The sequence below is a fragment of the Pseudoalteromonas ardens genome, from assembly GCF_030125445.1.
GTDB classification, from domain to species: Bacteria; Pseudomonadota; Gammaproteobacteria; order Enterobacterales; family Alteromonadaceae; genus Pseudoalteromonas; species Pseudoalteromonas ardens.
Window position 1 is genome coordinate 456,921 of the sequence record NZ_JASJUV010000001.1, and the last position, 17,742, is coordinate 474,662.

12 protein-coding genes are annotated in these 17,742 nt (G+C 46.2%); 9 read left to right on the top strand and 3 right to left on the bottom strand.

Annotated elements, in window-relative coordinates:
* The first annotated feature begins 628 nt into the window (after positions 1–628).
* The 6 genes from QNM19_RS01760 to QNM19_RS01785 all read left to right on the top strand — a co-directional run bounded on the left by QNM19_RS01760 (position 629) and on the right by QNM19_RS01785 (position 10,326).
* Positions 629–3,754: a glycosyl hydrolase family 18 protein gene (locus QNM19_RS01760; RefSeq protein WP_284026230.1), complete on the top strand. Its 3,126-nt coding sequence runs from the start codon at positions 629–631 to the stop codon at positions 3,752–3,754.
* A 52-nt stretch (positions 3,755–3,806) separates the two neighbouring features.
* Positions 3,807–5,243, top strand: a complete 1,437-nt coding sequence (locus QNM19_RS01765) for a lytic polysaccharide monooxygenase (RefSeq protein WP_049866252.1) — start codon at positions 3,807–3,809, stop codon at positions 5,241–5,243.
* A gap of 81 nt (positions 5,244–5,324) precedes the next feature.
* Entirely contained in the window at positions 5,325–7,790 is a 2,466-nt protein-coding gene (locus QNM19_RS01770) for a glycosyl hydrolase family 18 protein (protein WP_284026231.1), read from the top strand.
* A 141-nt stretch (positions 7,791–7,931) separates the two neighbouring features.
* Complete coding sequence (locus QNM19_RS01775; protein WP_284026232.1) at positions 7,932–8,729, top strand: substrate-binding periplasmic protein; 798 nt, start codon at positions 7,932–7,934, stop codon at positions 8,727–8,729.
* A gap of 33 nt (positions 8,730–8,762) precedes the next feature.
* On the top strand, positions 8,763–9,155 hold the full coding sequence (locus QNM19_RS01780) for a hypothetical protein (RefSeq protein ID WP_284026233.1): 393 nt from the start codon (positions 8,763–8,765) through the stop codon (positions 9,153–9,155).
* Positions 9,156–9,159: 4 nt separating this feature from the next.
* Positions 9,160–10,326 carry an anhydro-N-acetylmuramic acid kinase gene (locus QNM19_RS01785; RefSeq protein ID WP_284026234.1) on the top strand — a complete coding sequence of 389 codons (1,167 nt, stop codon included), beginning with the start codon at positions 9,160–9,162 and terminating at the stop codon, positions 10,324–10,326.
* On the opposite strand, the gene QNM19_RS01790 is transcribed toward QNM19_RS01785, so the two are convergent.
* Together QNM19_RS01790 and QNM19_RS01795 are read right to left on the bottom strand one after the other, a co-directional pair.
* Positions 10,291–10,815, bottom strand: a complete 525-nt coding sequence (locus QNM19_RS01790; RefSeq protein ID WP_284026235.1) for a hypothetical protein — start codon at positions 10,813–10,815, stop codon at positions 10,291–10,293. The genes QNM19_RS01785 and QNM19_RS01790 overlap by 36 nt on opposite strands.
* A gap of 122 nt (positions 10,816–10,937) precedes the next feature.
* On the bottom strand, positions 10,938–12,077 hold the full coding sequence (locus QNM19_RS01795) for a Na/Pi symporter (protein ID WP_010381270.1): 1,140 nt from the start codon (positions 12,075–12,077) through the stop codon (positions 10,938–10,940).
* 300 nt (positions 12,078–12,377) lie between these two features.
* On the opposite strand from QNM19_RS01795, the gene QNM19_RS01800 reads away from it, so the two are divergent.
* From QNM19_RS01800 to QNM19_RS01810, 3 genes are all read left to right on the top strand, one after another.
* Complete coding sequence (locus QNM19_RS01800; protein WP_284026236.1) at positions 12,378–14,375, top strand: sensor histidine kinase; 1,998 nt, start codon at positions 12,378–12,380, stop codon at positions 14,373–14,375.
* Positions 14,376–14,445: 70 nt separating this feature from the next.
* The gene (locus QNM19_RS01805) at positions 14,446–16,248 is read left to right on the top strand and encodes a DUF885 domain-containing protein (RefSeq protein ID WP_049864770.1); all 1,803 of its coding nucleotides are present in this window, start codon (positions 14,446–14,448) and stop codon (positions 16,246–16,248) included.
* Between the two features lie 89 nt (positions 16,249–16,337).
* Complete coding sequence (locus tag QNM19_RS01810) at positions 16,338–16,844, top strand: YcgN family cysteine cluster protein (RefSeq protein WP_049864771.1); 507 nt, start codon at positions 16,338–16,340, stop codon at positions 16,842–16,844.
* A 19-nt stretch (positions 16,845–16,863) separates the two neighbouring features.
* Here the strand turns inward: QNM19_RS01810 and QNM19_RS01815 are convergent, their stop codons facing one another.
* Positions 16,864–17,727, bottom strand: coding sequence for an MBL fold metallo-hydrolase (locus QNM19_RS01815; protein ID WP_284026237.1), 864 nt, complete (start codon positions 17,725–17,727; stop codon positions 16,864–16,866).
* Positions 17,728–17,742: the final 15 nt, after the last annotated feature.

Below are 17,742 nucleotides of genomic sequence, written 5' to 3' on the forward strand. Positions count from 1 at the left end.
GTCTGGCTGTTGTGTATGGGATTATCACAGAGCACAAAGGCACTATTAATATTGAAAGTAAGCGTAATGAAGGCGCTAAAGTCATACTGACACTGCCAGTCATCATCGCCAGTTAATCACGCGCATAGTCTTATCATACGGTTTCTATCCCTTCAAATGTGTTCTGAACACTTCTTTGTACCCCATTGAGGGCTAAATCATGCCTTTGTTACTGCGTTAACGTTAACGTTAACGTGATGTTATTGGTCCGACCTGGGGAGTTTCTTATATAACCATTGGTTATAAGTTATGTTTAAACGTGATCTTTAGATTTGCATCGAAAAGATAAGAAAAACTTATCCGAACACATAAGTTTTTCTTTTCAATGTTTCTAATTTATTTCTAACTGATTGTTCTTTATGCAATAGCACTGAATATACGGACTGTAATATATGAATTTAACTCATTTAATGGAGGTCCGGTCAAAATGAGAAAAAGTCCATTCATTTGAATAATTGCTAGGTAAAAAGGATGGTTTACGAGGTTCTGTTGATTAAAAAGTAGTCACGCTTACGTTGACGTACTTCATTTCTATGTTAGCTTTACTTTAAAAATGTTAATCACTAAAACAGTAAAGGTTGAAGAAAGTATGAAAACGAGAAACAAATTCAAGATGGCACTGCAGCTCAGCGCAATCGCTATTGCTATAGGCTCAACACATGCAAATGCGTATGACTGTACCGGTCTAAATCCATGGCAATCTGGTAATGCCTATACCGGTGGTCAGCAGGTCGAGCAAAATAATAATGCCTATGAAGCTAACTGGTGGACGCGTTCTGAGCCGGCAACGAACTCTGGTGACTGGCAGGAGTGGACTTGGCTGGGTTTGTGTGACAGCGCTGTCGAAAATAAACCACCAGTAGCCAGTAACTTACAGCCAGTTTCCGGCACTGAATTCGTTGCTAATGACAGCGTTGCCATCAGTGTAAAAGCGGTAGATTCTGATGGTACTGTGAGTAAGGTTGAGTTTTTCGTTGACGGCAGCCTGATTGCCACTGACGTAAGCGGCACCGCAGATATGTTTGATGCGCAATGGAACGCCAGTGTAGGTACGCATGATATCAGCGCAACAGCTTATGATGATAAAGGTGCAGCATCAAACGTATTGACCAGCCAGGTGGTTGTAAAACCAGCAGATACTGGTAACAAAGCACCAGAAGCACAGCTTGTTATTAAGAGTCAGCCAGCGGAATTGACCGTGGGTTCTCAGGTGGTATTTGGCTTGTCTGGAAGCGATATGGACGGTCAGGTGACCAAGTTGACGTTTACGGTAGATGGTGTTGATGTTGTAACTACCAACGGCAGTGCAACGGACCACACATGGACAGCGCAGCAACTGGGTCCGGTTTCATTTACTCTGACAGTGACAGATGATAAAGGAGCTACGGCAAGTGTTTCTCAATCTCTGACCGTTGTTGAGCAGGGCCAGGGGGGACGCGACGACTGTAAACCTGAAGGCTTGTTCCAAACACCTGGTGTGAATACACCTTACTGTACTATCTATGATGTCGATGGCCGTGAAAAAATGGGTACAGATCACCCTCGTCGGGTTATCGGTTACTTCACGAGCTGGAGAAACGGTGCCAATGGCCAGCCTTCTTACCTGGTGAATGATATTCCATGGGACAAAATAACCCATATTAATTACGCTTTTGCTCATGTTGACGCGAACAACAAGGTTTCAATTGGCGACCCAGCCGCACCAGGCAACCCTGCTACAAATATGGAATGGCCAGGCGAAGCGGGTGCTGAGATGGATCCGGCCTTACCTTATAAAGGTCACTTCAACTTACTTAACAAATATAAGAAACAACATCCGGATGTTAAAACACTCATCTCTGTAGGTGGTTGGGCCGAAACCGGTGGCTACTTTGGTACCGATGGCAAGCGCGTTAACAGTGGTGGCTTCTACACTATGACTACCAATGCTGATGGCAGTGTTAATCAGGCTGGTATCGATGCGTTCGCGGCAAGTGCGGTCGAGTTCATTCGTACCTATGGCTTCGATGGTGTCGACATTGACTATGAATACCCGACTTCAATGAACGACGCAGGTCACCCAGATGACTTCCCTATTTCTAATGCACTACGTGCAGGGCTAAATGCCTCTTATCAGGTATTGATGAAGCGTTTACGTGAAGAGTTAGACAAAGCCGGTCAGCAGGATGGCAAACACTATATGCTAACCATTGCGTCACCTTCTTCTGGTTATTTGCTGCGTGGTATGGAGACCTTCCAGGTTACTAAGTATCTGGATTACGTCAACATTATGTCTTATGACTTGCATGGTGCTTGGAACCAACACGTAGGCCACAATGCTTCCTTGTTCGATACTGGTGAAGATTCAGAACTTAAAGCATGGAACGTTTACGGCACTGCTCAGTTTGAAGGCATCGGTTACCTGAATACTGACTGGGCTGTTAAGTACTTCCGAGGTGCGCTATCGGGCGGTCGTATTAACATCGGTATTCCTTACTATACGCGTGGTTTCAAGGATGTTCAGGGTGGTACTAATGGACTGTGGGGTCAGGCTGCATTCCCTGATCAGGCAAACTGTCCTCCGGGCACCGGCAAAGGTGAGAAGAATAAGTGCGGTAATGGCGCTGTGGGTATCGATAACCTTTGGCATGACAAGAATGACGTAGGCCTGGAAGTACCTGCCGGCTCTAACCCGCTGTGGCATGTTAAGAACCTGCAGTCTGGTGTATTGGGAAGCTACCTTGCTGACTATGGTCTGAACCCAGTTACAGACCCTGAAGACGCATTGACTGGCACATATGCGCGTCATTATGACTCTGTTGCTGTGGCGCCTTGGTTGTGGAACGCAGAGAAAAAAGTGTTCTTGTCTATTGAGGACGAGGAGTCGATGGGTACCAAAGTTGACTATGTTATCAACAACGGCCTGGGCGGCATTATGTTCTGGGAACTTGCTGGTGACTTTGACTACGATGCCGCGAAAGGTGAGTACTTCATGGGGTCGAGCCTGACAACGCTTGCATACAACAAGTTTAACCAGTCTGGTGCGCCTTACGATATTCATCCAGGAAATGTGAACTTCCAGGTTCCTACGGAATCCGTTGATGTCACCTTTACTGCCAAAGATTTCCCACTAGGTGATGATAACTATCCAATTGCACCAACATTTGCGTTTACCAACAACTCTGCCATTGACTTGTCAGGTGCGAAGATCACCTTTGATGTTCCAGTTGCAACATCGGCAATCTTTAAGTCGAACTGGAACGCGCAAGAGAAACTGGGTATGGCGGTTGAAGCTAATGCCTCTAATGCTGCTGGCAACAATATTGGTGGATTTGAGAATGAGTTCCACCGCTTCTCAATCACCCTGGTAGACGAGTGGGGCAACATTCCGAAATCGTTCGCACCGGGTGAAACGGTCAACGCACAGGTAATGTATTACATGCCTATCACAGGTCCGGTTAACTTTGTTGCCGAGAAAGATGGTAAACGTTACGCATTTAAGTTCGAGTATCCGAAATTGCCAGATGCAAAACCAGGTGATGGTAACGGCGGTCCAATCACAAGCTGTGAAGGTGTGCCTATTTCTCAGATTAAAGTATACCCGGAGTTTCCAAAGGGAACTCATGCTGCTCAGGGTGACTTAATCATCGATGGAAATGGTGTTTACAAAGCGAAGTGGTGGAGCAATAAACAGCCATCAGTAAGTTCGGATTACACCAAAGTTTGTAGTTTGTAACCGACCCAACTTCAAAGGACAGGGGCTTCGGCCCCTATGATAGAGGCAAACTATGAAAACGTTTAAATTACTATCACAGCAGAGCGCAATCAGCGCATTGGTATTGTCAGCTCTGTGCTACAGCGACCTGGCTACAAGCCATGGTTATATGGACTTTCCGCTTGCAAGGCAGGCTATTTGTGAAGATCAGGGAGGGTACTGGTGGCCAGAAGATGGTTCCAATATTCCCAATGCTGCCTGTCGGGCTGCTTATCTGGAGTCGGGCTATGTACAGTTTATTCAGGAACACGAATTTGCCGTCAATACACCTGATTACAACAACCAACAGGCTGTAGAGAAGAACATACCAGATGGCACACTCTGTGCGGCAGGCTCACATGAAAAGCGCGGTATGAACTTACCGTCAGCCGATTGGCAAAAGACAGATGTTCGTCCTAATGCAAATGGTGAGCTGGCAATTCGCTTTCATGCGACGACACCGCACAACCCCAGCTTCTGGAAGTTTTATCTGACCAAGCCTGGGTTTAACCCGGCGACAGATGTCATGACCTGGGGCAATATCGATCTGATCACAGAGATCGGCAACGTGGATTTCGTAAAAGATCCGGATGGTAAACGTATTTACGAAATGACCATTCAGATACCTCAAGGCCGCAGTGGCGACGCGATTTTGTATACGCGCTGGCAGCGCAATGATGTCGTTGGAGAAGGCTTTTACAACTGTAGCGACATCAACATAGTTTCTGATTCGCAGCCTACCGACTGGTACGCAGCTGGCTATTTTGTCAGCCGGGGTCAGACGGCTAACGCTGGTGACCTTGTCTGGGCGCGCGTTTTTGACCAAAACGGCCAGGAAATTGTCAAACATTCCTTAGCGGTTACGGCGCAAAACCAGGCTAACTGGGAGAGCGTGTTGGCAGGGCAGCTGAATGCAACCTATGCCAATGATGTTCAGGTGGGTGTCAAACAGGCTAATGGCGACGTGGTATTTGATGAAGCGAATTTGCTCAGTAATCAAGTGTTCGTAACGGATGCGGCGTACACCTATAACCTCACTATCGTACCTAAGGCGCCAAACACGCCTCCTACGGTTCATCAACCAGACCCGGTTGTGATGGATGAGAATGCCCAAGTACAGGTACATGTGCATGCCTTTGATGATGAGCAGACCGAGCTAGCCTACAACTGGACACTGCCAGCTGGGCTCTCGATGACAGGCAGCGGCGCCACTATCTCGATACAAAGTGGCGAAGTGTCAGCAGACACACAATACACCGTGTCGGTTGCTGTATCAGATGGTGAATTAGTTACTTCCAGAGACTTCACTGTCACGGTTAAGGATGTACCTGTATCAACTTTTCCTCAGTGGAAGGCCTCTAAAACTTATGTAGGTGGCGATAAAGTCTCTCATGGGAATAAAAACTACGAAGCCAAATGGTGGACGCGTGGAGAAGAACCAGGAAAAGCACAAGTCTGGAAAGCACTGTAGTCAGACAATAAAGATTTAAGCAGTACCAATAACTCACCCCTCGGGGTTTGGATATAACATGTAAATAAGGTTGAGAAAGTAATGAAAATTAAACAGATAAGTACAGCGATAGGCTTAGCACTCATGAGCGGTTCAGTGTTGGCTGCACCTTCAACACCTAGCTTGAGCTGGGAGCCACAAGTGTATTCATTTGTAGATGTTGTACTCGATGGAAACGGGTCATACAAAGACTTGGTAACTGCTAAAGATAAAGTCGATATTCAGATTAAATGGAATGCCTGGAGTGGCACAGGTGGTGATAGCTATAAAGTCTACTTTGACAATCAGCTTGTCAATGAAGGTACCTTAACTGCAGGCACTAAGAGCGGTACTATCACTTTCCCTTATATGCAATCTGGTCGCCATACTCTGTATGTTGAACTGTGTGATAGCACGGGCTGTGCGAGAAGTGCTGGTAAAGAGATAGTGATTGCCGATACAGATGGTGGTCACCTTGAGCCACTGCCTATGGATGTTAACCCGAATAACCGTAACAACGGCACAATCCCGGGCAAAGTGACAGGTGCTTACTTTGTAGAGTGGGGAATCTACGGGCGCGACTTTGACGTTACCAACATTCCTGCCCAAAACCTGAGTCACCTGTTGTATGGATTTATTCCAATCTGTGGTGCGAACGAGTCGCTGAAAGAAATTGAAAATGGTAATAGCTGGCGCGCATTGCAGAAGGCTTGTGCGGGGACAGCAGATTATGAAGTCGTCATTCACGATCCTTGGGCCGCTGTGCAGAAAACACTGCCAGGCGTGAATCAAAACGACCCGATCCGTGGTACATATGCTCAGCTGATGGCACTTAAACAGCGTTACCCCGATCTTAAGATTCTGCCTTCCGTTGGTGGTTGGACGCTTTCGGACCCGTTCCACGGCTTTACAACTAAAGCAAACCGTGACGTGTTCGTTGCTTCGATGAAGAAATTCCTGAAAACCTGGAAATTCTATGACGGTGTAGACATTGACTGGGAATTCCCTGGTGGTGACGGTCCAAACCCTGATTTGGGCGACCCGGTCAATGATGGTCCTGCATATATTGCCTTGATGGCTGAGTTACGTGCCATGCTTGACGAGCTGGAAGCCGAAACTGGCCGTACCTATGAACTTACATCTGCAATTGGTTCAGGCTACGACAAAATCGAAGATGTCGATTATCAGGCTGCTCAGCAGTACATGGATTACATCTTTGCAATGACGTATGACTTTTACGGCGGCTGGAACAATGTTACAGGTCACCAGACTGGACTATATTGTGGTTCGCACCTGAGCCAGGACGAATGTAATGGCACTGGTTTAGATGATAATGGTGAGCCGCGTAAGGGCCCAGCTTATACAGCGCACAATGCAGTACAACTGTTGCTTCAACAGGGTGTTAATTCCAAGAAAATTGTTATGGGTGCTGCAATGTATGGCCGTGGCTGGGAAGGTGTGCTAGACCAGAACACTACTATCCCGGGTAACCCAATGACTGCACCTGGCAATGGTAAATATGCAGGTTCAACCTCTGAGGGGGTTTGGGAGCCAGGCATCATGGATTATAAAGCCATTGCTGCTAACTTGGTTGGTCCAAATGGTACAGGCCTGAATGGGTTTGAAGTGGGCTATGACGACCAAGCCGAAGCAGCTTACGTGTGGAATCGCAGCAATGGTAAATTGCTGACGTTCGATAGCGCGCGCTCTGTCGAAGCGAAAGGCCGTTACGTTAATTTGTATGATCTGGGTGGTTTGTTTGCTTGGGAAATTGACGCAGATAATGGTGATATTCTAAATGCAATGTACGATGGTCTGACTGGTGGCGTGCCAGTTAATAAGCCGCCAGTTGTGTCTGTAGATAGCAATGTTGTTGTGCAATCAGGTGGCTCAATCACAGTGACTGCAACTGCGTCTGACCCAGATAACCAGCCTCTGACTTACGCATGGAGTGCGCCAAGTGCTCTAACCCTGACTAACGCAACGACTACTTCAGTCGGTGTGGCGGCACCAGTGGTTACGCAAGATACTGAGTATACGTTAACGATTGCTGTATCTGATGGCGAAGCGACTACAACGCGCAATGTTACTGTGTTGGTTAAAGCGCCTTCAACAGGCAACGATGCGCCTGTAGTATCACCAATCGCAGCAGTATCACTTGCGGAAAACACCAGCACATCAGTGCAGGTAAGTGCAACGGATCCAAATGGTGATGCACTCACTTACACTTGGTCTGCAAGTAATGGCCTGACAGTCAGCGGTCAGGGCGCGAACGCCACAATTACAGCTCCTGAAGTAACGCAGGATGCAACTTACCAAGTTACTGTTGCTGTATCTGACGGTACTGCGACGACTACGGCATCATTTGATGTGACCGTGACTGATTCTTCAGTAGGTGCCGATCCTTGGGATAGAAACAAAGTCTATGTCGGAGGCGACCGCGTTAGCTACCAGGGTAACTTGTACGAAGCTAAATGGTGGACACGTGGCGAAGAGCCTGGCAAAGCGATGGTGTGGAAAGCGCTATAAGTATGTTGATATCAGAGGCCGGGGTTTGGCTCTGATTGACCAAGGGATTGGCCAACAATAACCAATAAAGGCGCTTCGGCGCCTTTGTTTTATTCCAGATATCCTTCATAATCTAGCTAATATTAATGATAGTTAGACATTGTGCATTTAATTTTTTTCTTGTTTTTCCTGCCCATCATTGCTTTTGCCAGTGAGCAATGCGATACACGTTACAAGGTTGGTGTTGGTACCAGTTGGCCACCCTATGTGATGTATCGTGACACAGTGCCTTATGGTCTGGATGTAGACATCACCCGGAGGGTGTTCAGCAAAGCCAAACTATGTATCGATTTTGTCCAGTTACCGTCATCTGCCCGGGGGATCACTGAGTTATCCAAGGGGTTCATTGATATCTTGCCGTCTGCCAGTTTTAACACGCAAAGGGCTGAACTGGCATTTTTTAGCCAGGCCTATCGTCGTGAGAGAATGCGCTTGTTCACCCGCAAGGAAAAGGTCAAGGAAGTGAGAAGCTTGACTGAACTATTCGCTTCTGAGCACACCTTTGTGTCTAATCCCGGCGCCTACTACGGCAAAGAGCTAGAGCAAATTTTAAAAATTGCCTGGTACAGAGAGCGCTTGCTTGAGGTACCAAGCATTAACCAACGCATGCAACTGGTCAATCGCAGACGTGTCGACTTTTTGATAGAAGATGAGTTCTCGGGTTTTTACTACATAGAGAAGCTCGGTTTTGAGCAGATGCGAATACATCCTTATGTGGTAAACGACAACGCGATTCATTTTATGTTAAGCCGAAAATCATTTAATAAGCAGCAAATAGATGAAATTAATGCTGCTATCGACGCCCTGAAAGACGAGATAGCGGATTTAATTGGTCAATACGGCATCAATACAGAGGCTCGACCAAAAAGTGCGAGCCTTGAGTCATTTTATGGAGTGTGATGTATGCACAAAGCTGGCTTGATAATGAGTTTAATGATGATGGTTTCGGTCTCTGCCAATGCCAATGATCTCAAACCTTATCGTTTTGACAGCATGCAAATGAACCTTGGCGCTTTATTTTTTGACCGGGCAGATCGCATGAAACCGGCAAAAAGCGACTTTAAGGTCAACCGCAGTGTGGCAATGTCGAACGACGATGGACACCGTGCTGTGATACTGAGCCTTGAAAACCTTTCATCGGGCAGACGTATTCTCGAACCTGAACAGCTTATGGTGATTTATGCTGATGGTACGGCATTGCGGGTTAACGCATTACCGGAAAAAATTCTGCTCGAGGGCTATGAAAAACGCAATTTCACACTGGAATTGGGCGTCAATGATTATCCTGTAGTGGCAGTGGTGGCCACCAATAACGAAGGATATTAATGTAATGGGACTTAAACAAATTAGTCAGCTCCATACAATCTCGACCAAACCTGTACGCAGAATTCTGGGGTTGATGAGCGGCACGTCCCTCGATGGCCTGGATCTGGCCTTGTGTGAGGTGACTGGCTCAGGCACAGAAACACAATGCAAGCTGCTAAAATTTAAAACCTACGCCTACGACAGCGAATTTAAAAATAAGGTTCGGGCAGTTTTTGCCAAAGAAACCATTAACCTTGAATACCTCACCTTACTTAACCCCTGGATAGGGCAATATCACGCAAAGTTAATTAACCAAACTTTGTCACAGTGGCAAGTCGACAGGTCGGACATAGATTTAATAGCCAGCCATGGCCAGACCATATTTCATTGCCCACATCACCAGCATGCGCATGTCGATTTTTCGGACGGCACTTTGCAGTTAGGGGACGGAGATCAGGTTGCAACGCATACGCAGATCATCACAGTATCAGATTTCAGGCAAAAGCATATTGCAAAAGGGGGCGAGGGGGCGCCACTGGCACAATATGGCGACTACTTGTTATATCAAAGTGCGGAAGTGCACCGGATTTTGTTAAACCTTGGTGGCATAGCAAACTTCACCGTACTGCCAAGAGGTGGCCAGGTTGACGATGTGCAATGTTCAGACATCGGGCCGGGCAATACGCTCATGGATGCATTTTGCCAGCGTTATTTTGATGTGCCTTTCGATGAAGACGGACAGTTAGCCGCAAAGGGAGAAGTTTGCGTAAGTTTGCTCGATTTGCTAAAAACCATCCCTTTTTTTCATTTGGACACCCCAAAGACAACCGGGCCTGAGGTGTTTAATCTTACCATGCTGGAAGACATACGGGCCAAATGCCCTGAGCGACCGTCTTCTTATGACGTGCTCGCTACACTCAATGAGTTAACTGTCTGGTGTGTGCTGGAACATATACAGCGTCTTAAGTTGGATGGTCCCGTGCAACTGATAGTCAGTGGTGGTGGTGCACACAATACACTTCTGATCAGTAAGGTTAGGTCTGGACTATTGGGTGATTATGAGGTGTCTGAGCTGTCGCAAGACGGAGTGTGTGTCGACTCCAAAGAAGCGGCATTATTTGCGGTCCTGGCTAATGAATGCGTGGCTGGTGGTGGATCATTTTCGTTCGGTAAGATAAGCCTGCCTGGTTGAGCCTAGCAGGTTATTAAATTCTGTACGCAGATATTGGGTGACAGTCTGAAACAGTCCACCTGCATGCCTTGCGTTGTTGGCCGTAACCAGAGCTTGATTTTCATTCGGGTGTATTTCACGCGGTAGGTACGCCATGTAATCCATGCTGTTTTTTACGCGTTGTTTGTAGCCCAGTAAACTCAATTGCAGATTATACGAGCCACTTTTTCCAGCCCCGCTCAGGCGTATTTCAATGGTACCAGTCATAATATCTTTTTCTTTAAGCTTTACCATGCCTACAAAGTCTACGTCACGGTTGTCCTGGTGATTTGCCGTAATGCGGATCTGATTGCCCGACACTGCATCTTGAGGTAGCTGGCACGACACGACCAACAGGTCCTGTTCGATGTAAAACTCAAGTTGATCGAATGGTGAGCCTTGCTCAAGGAAAAACAGCTGCTGGGCCTGGTCCTGTATATCAAAAGTCAAAGACCGTTTACGTGTATTCATGATTCTGCCGAAAGATTAAACCGACGTTATTATGCCGGGGTAATATGTCAAAATTATTAAAAAAGGGCTCATATGTGAGCCCTTTTTACGAGTAACGAATTACTCGCTTTTTGTCTGCCAGATTATTTGATTGCGAGCATCAACAGGCCAGGCAAGACAAAGAAGGAACCTAGTACATAACCAAATGCCGCAGATTTGTTGCGTGTTCCAATACGGGCCAGTTTCTCAGCCAATTGCAGCGGGATTTCACGAAGCAGTGGCAAGCCGTATATCAGACCAACAGCAAATACGTTAAACATAACGTGAACTAATGCAATCGTCAGTGCAACTTCTGCATTCGGACCTGTGATAGACGTAGCAGCAAGTAATGCTGTGATAGTAGTACCAATGTTCGCACCCAGCGTGAATGGATAGATTTGACGCGTGTTGAATACACCGCTGCCTGCCAGAGGGATCATCAGGCTGGTGGTGGTTGATGAAGACTGAACCATCACGGTTACGGCTGCACCTGAACTGATGCCTGCGATTGGACCACGACCGATTGCACTGTGCAGAAGCTCTTTTGCACGGCCAACAAGTGCTTTCTTAAGTAGTTTACCCAGGGTGGTTACTGCGAATAAGATCATAGCAATACCAACTACAACCATCGCAATACCTACTGCTTTGCCGTCAAGGAAGCTTACTGCGTCTTTAACCAGGCCAACTGCAGGCTTAACAAGCGGTTTAATGAAGTTATAGCTTTTCAGAGATAAGTCTGCGTCACCAACGAACAGGTGTGACAGTGCTGCTGAGAATTTTTCCAGTAGACCAAACATAATTTCCAGTGGCAGGAAAATCGCAACTGCAAACAAGTTAAAGAAGTCATGCACTGTCGATGCGGCAAATGCACGTTGGAACTCTTCTTTATCACGAATATGACCAATTGAGACCAGTGTGTTAGTGATAGTGGTACCAATATTAGCACCCATGATCATAGGAATAGCGATGCCTAATGGCAGACCACCTGCAACCAGACCAACAATAACTGAAGTAACAGTAGACGAAGACTGAACGAGCGCGGTGGCAAATGCACCCAGCATTAGCGCGACAAATGGGTTTGTTGCGAATGCGAAGATTTCTTTAGCACCTTCTGTGCCGCCTGAAGCTAATTTAAAACCACCACTTACGGTGCCAACAGCAACTAAAACAAGATAGACCAGTAATGCAATTGCGGTCCAATTTAAGATCTTTGCAAAAAGAGAGGTTTGATTTTGTTCACTCATGATTTTACTCAGTTATGTCTGGCCAAACTATGTGGCACTTTGATGACGTTTTTATTTCAGGGCGGATTAAAACAAAGTTATATGACAGAAATATTTCAATGTGACTGTCATTTAACCAGGTACTCAAAGTTAAAGGCGACAGTTTGACACTTTGTCTATGAAGAATTTATAGATTTTTTTTTAAGTTTCTAATAATTGGTGCTATTTTGGATTTCGCAATAGTGTTACATTGGTTTACATTAATCGCAGGGCGATACGCAAATTCGTCCTGACTCCACATTTCATACACGATTTAGACCTATGATAGTTACAAATGGTTACCGAGTCTTGTTCATGCGCTTTATCTTAATGCTTTTAATAGCGAGCTTTTTGTTTGCAGGTCATGCCACTAGCGCAGAACAGCAGCAAAGATTTGTCATTGACGACACTACCACACAGCTCACTTTGAATAACGCCACCTTTTTTTATGATTATGACAGGCAAATTAAAGCGCCTGGCGATATATCCGAGTTTCTTCCGCAATTTATCCCCCTGAACGAGATTGATAAGCGGCCTCAACATAAACTCTATTCTAAATGGGTCTCGCTGAAACTCGACAATCAATCAAGTTCAGCGGATTGGGTACTCTCATTTGGTTTTGCCAGATTGCCCAAACTGGTGGTTTATCAGCTGGACGGGGGGGAGTTTAAGGAGGTGCTATCGCAGCATGAAGACGTGAGGTTTGATGAACGGCCAGTTCAGGACCCGCAAATGTACTTACCATTAGACCTGAAACCGGGTCATAGCGAATTCCTGATTGAGTACCAAACGTTTGCAAATGCACCAGCTAATTTGCGTTTACACTCCAAAGCTAACTATTTATCCACGTCACAACTCAGCATACTTACCAATGCCAGCCTGGCCGGAGTCGTTGCTGCCATTTTGCTCATCGTCATTGTTAACCTGGCCTTCAACCGCAATACCACCAATGTCTTCTATGCCATGTGGACCTTGTTATTTTTGCTTATTGTGATTGATATGGCGGGCTTCTCATTTCAGTATTTTTGGCCCAATCATGGTTTTTTCAGTGGCCAGTTTTCAATAGCACTGATGGCAATAGTTCCCATATTTCACCTGTTGTTCGTACGTGGCTTTTTACAGCTAAAACACTATCACCCGACGCTTAATACTGTTTACGTCTTTGGAACCTGGCTTTATATTATTCTAGTACCCACCGCGTTGTATCTTGAAAGCGTGTACTACAACTTACTCGCCAGTACCTTTGTTATCCCACTGTTTGTGTATACCTGCATATGGAGTTTCAGACAGAAAGGGCCCGGAATGCGCACCTTTACATATAGTCTTATAAATCATCTGCTATTTCTAAATGTGCTTACCATAGTTGGGGCGAGTTACGGAAACCTGATTGACGTGTTTGAGATCACGTCCTTCATTAAAGTCGGCTATCTAATAGAAGTGCTGTTATTTACTGTCGCTCTGGCATTGCAACATAAATCACTTCAGGGACAGTTAGTCAAACATCTGGAGCAACAGGTTAATGCCCTCAATCGTACCGTTGATAGTGAAAGGCAGGTTGTGAATGAGCAGGTGAATCAGCTCAAAGCCAAAGAAGAACAACTTTTCACCGACTTGTCGCATGAATTACGTACACCACTAACAGTGATGAAAATCCAGGTCGAGTCTTTGCAATACAATATTGTCGAAAATGTCGAAGACTCTTATGCCAAATTAATGACAAAAATAGACGAGCTTCACAAGTTTATCGATCAGTTGATGCTGGTGACGGGCGATAAAGACGTTGCGAGTATTCTCAATAAAGAACAAGTAAAAGTGGCGCACTTTATCAATGAAACCTTCCAAACCTGTATGACCTATGTGGATCCCAAAAAAGCGCGACTTGAAGTGATCAATCGGCTCGACCCACACTTTACGATGCAGTTTGATAAACGTTCTATTGGCAACGCGATTTTGGAAGTCGTGAAAAATGCGCTGAAGTATGGCGGTGAAGGCGTAGACATTAAAATGAGCGCGCTGGTCACAGAGCAAAATCTGGTACTGAGAATTGAAGATTCGGGTATGCCCTTGTCCTATGATGCACACAGGCAGTTGTTTCAGCCTTTGTTCCGGGAAGAGGCGTCGCGAAGCTCGCTGAGTGGGGGTAAAGGCATGGGCCTGGCGGTGTGCAAAAAAATTGTCGAATGTCATGGTGGTAAAATTGATTCGCACAATAGCCTGCTGGGCGGATTGTGTATTGAAATTATCCTGCCTACCGCAGAGACAGACATGGCTTTGGCATAGAAAATAGTTGTAATCTGCTTGATGTCTGGCAGACTGCGCTGCGATATAGACTAAGAGTAAGGTTACAGACATGATAAGAAAAACCCTGGTAGCGCTCATCGTTGGTTTTGCACTGACTGGATGTGAAGCAACATCCATCAATGTGCAGTCTCAACAACACAGTGTTGAGCAAGCGGATGCGAATACGCAGATGATGACGCTTGCACAGACCTACTTCGATGAAAGCATTACGCACAGCCCGTTATCAGCCACTTTTTTTGGTATGTCTGAGTACAACGATAAGTTTGAGCTACCACTTGGGCCTGATAGTCTAGCGCAGTCACGCGCATTCACGGCTCGATATCTCGCTCGTCTGGAGTCGCTTGACCGAAGTGAACTCAGCGGCCAGGCAAAACTATCCTACGATATTCTCTATTATGAGCTGGTGCAAAACAAAGCAGCTGAACAGTTTGATGATCAGTTCATGCCTATTGACCAAATGTACGGTCCACATCATGTATTTGCAGCCATGGGATCTGGTGAAAGTGCGCAGCCTTTTAAAACGGTTGATGATTACAGTAACTTCCTTAAACGCGCAGACGGCTTTGTTATCTGGTTGCAGTCTGTGCAGGCTATGATGACTCAGGGTATTGAGCGTAAGGTCGTATTACCACGTGCCATCACGGCCAAAGTGATCCCCCAGTTTAGCACACATGTTGTTGATAGAGCGGAAGACTCGGTTTTCTGGGGGCCAATCCAGAATTTACCTGATTCATTTTCTGACGAAGAAAAACGCCAAATTACGCAGTCTTACAAACATTACATCGAGCGTACTCTGGTACCAGCATATCGCGACATGGTCAGCTTTTTAGAAACAACTTATTTGCCCGCATCCAGAGCGTCGGTGGGTTATAGTGCGTTACCCAATGGGCAGGCCTGGTATCAGCACTATATTAAAGAAAACACCACGCTTGACATGACCGCAACCGAAATCCACCAGCTGGGTCTGAGCGAAGTGAAGCGTATTCGCGACGAGATGAGCAGTGTTAAAGAGCAAGTGGGTTTCGAGGGAGACCTTCAGGCATTTTTTGAGCATCTGCGGAACAGCGACGAGTTCTATTTTCAGTCTGAGGCCGAGTTAATAAAGGCCTATGAAGACGTGAAAAAGAAAATAGATGCGCGCGTTCCTTTATTGTTCGATATTAAACCAAAGGCTGATTATGTCGTTAAGCCTGTTGAAGCCTTCCGTGCAGCGTCCGCCCCAGGGGCATCGTATGAGAGTCCCGCACCGGATGGCTCAAGACCGGGTGTGTTCTATATAAATAGCCATAACCTTAAGGCACAGCCTAAGTTTATAGTTGAGACGTTATCCATCCACGAAGCGGCACCGGGTCACCATTTTCAATTGGCGTTGCAGCAGGAAATTGATGATTTGCCAGAGTTTCGTAAATTCGGAGGCTCAACGGTGTTTGTCGAAGGCTGGGCATTGTATGCTGAAAGTCTGGGTAAAGAGTTGGGGTTGTTTACCGACCCGTACCAGTGGTATGGACGATTGTCTGACGAACAGTTAAGAGCGATGAGGCTGGTGGTGGATACAGGTTTGCATGCCAAAGGCTGGACACGTGCTCAGGCCATTGATTTCATGCTTGATAACTCTTCGATGGCGAAAAGTGATGTAGAAGCAGAGGTAGAGCGTTATATCGCCTGGCCCGGGCAGGCTGTGTCTTATAAAGTAGGCCAGTTTAAGATCAGGCAGCTCAGAGAGTACGCTGAGCAAGAGTTAGGTGAACGGTTTGATATTCGTGCCTTTCATAATCAGGTTCTGATTGATGGCGCTGTCCCTATGCCTGTTTTAGAGGTCAAAATTCAGCGCTGGGTTGAATCCCAGAAGTAGTCCTTCCGGGCAGAAGCAGGGCAGTTTTGCGCTGGCCTGTTTCTTCTAGTACAATTTGCGGCCCTTAAATATGTGGCAAGTTCAGCGTTATGAATACAACTCCTTTTTGGATAGAAAAATCACTTGAAGAAATGAACCAGCAGGAGTGGGAAGCCATTTGTGATGGTTGTGGTAAGTGCTGTTTGCATTCATTTATAGATTCAGACGAAGAAGAGGAAGAACAATTTAGTAGCACTGACGTACTTAGGGAAGGGGAAGAGCTACTTTACACCGATGTGGTGTGTCAATACAGTGATGCAAATACGTGCGCCTGTACGCGATATACTGAGCGTCAGACACTGGTACCATCTTGCGTGCAGTTAACCAAAGATAACCTCAAAGACATCTTTTTTATGCCACAATCCTGTAGCTACCGTAGGTTGCACGAAGGACGTGGTCTCGCAAGCTGGCATCCGTTGCTTCACAATGGCTCAAAACAGGCAATGCATGACGCCGGGATTAGTATCCTGGGCAAAGCCATTAGTGAGAATGACGTAGATCTTGAAAATGACTTCGAAGATCACATCGTTACCTGGCCTGAACAGGATACAGATTAATGCCTGTTTGTGACTTTGGCTAGAAAGTCACACTCTCTCCTTCATTGAGTATGTAGATAGGGCGCGTCGGTGCCAGCGTTTGTTTTACGTGAAGTAGCCGAAACAGCGCAGAGTGGGAGGTTAAATCTCCCATTTTCCAGCTCATATTGCCATATCCCCAGGGCACCACCTGCTCACAGTTAAGATCATCGGCGGCTGCTAACATATCTTCTGGCGTAAGGTGAACATTTCTATACCAATTACCATATTCCTCATGGTGATACGACGCGATTGGCAGCAGACAAACATCAATATCCCCGTATTTCTTTTGTATGTCTTTGAAGTGAGCAGAGTAGCCAGTATCTCCTGCGTAGAACAATGTTTTTCCCTGATACTCGAATATCCAGCCACCCCACAATGTTGCGTCGTTGTCTTCGGTTAGGTAGGGGACAATCACCCGGCTGCTAAAATGGTGTGCAGGCACAAAGTGCACGGTGAGCGCATTTTGCTGAGCACTTGCATACCATGCCATCTCGTTAATCTTGTATCCGCCATCAGCAAAGTAATCGGCAAATCCGAGTGGGGTATAGTAGGTTGGCTGAGTTCCTAAGGCTGCTATATCTGCTTTATTGAAGTGATCGTAATGTATGTGGGAATATACCACACCTGTTAGATTGTCTAACTCAGAGCTCACGGGCCACTCTGGCTCAGTGCGATAAAATCCCCCGGTTAACTTAAACCCCAGGTCAATTGGCCAATCGAACTGTTCACTAACCGGGTCTACGAGCATTTGCTGTCCATCAGGCATAGTTAGCAAAAAACTCGCATGTCCCAGCCATTTTACCTGAAAGCCGTACTTACTTTCGACATTAGGTTGCTCCCCTACGTAGGCACATTGCTCCATATTGTCCTGGCATTC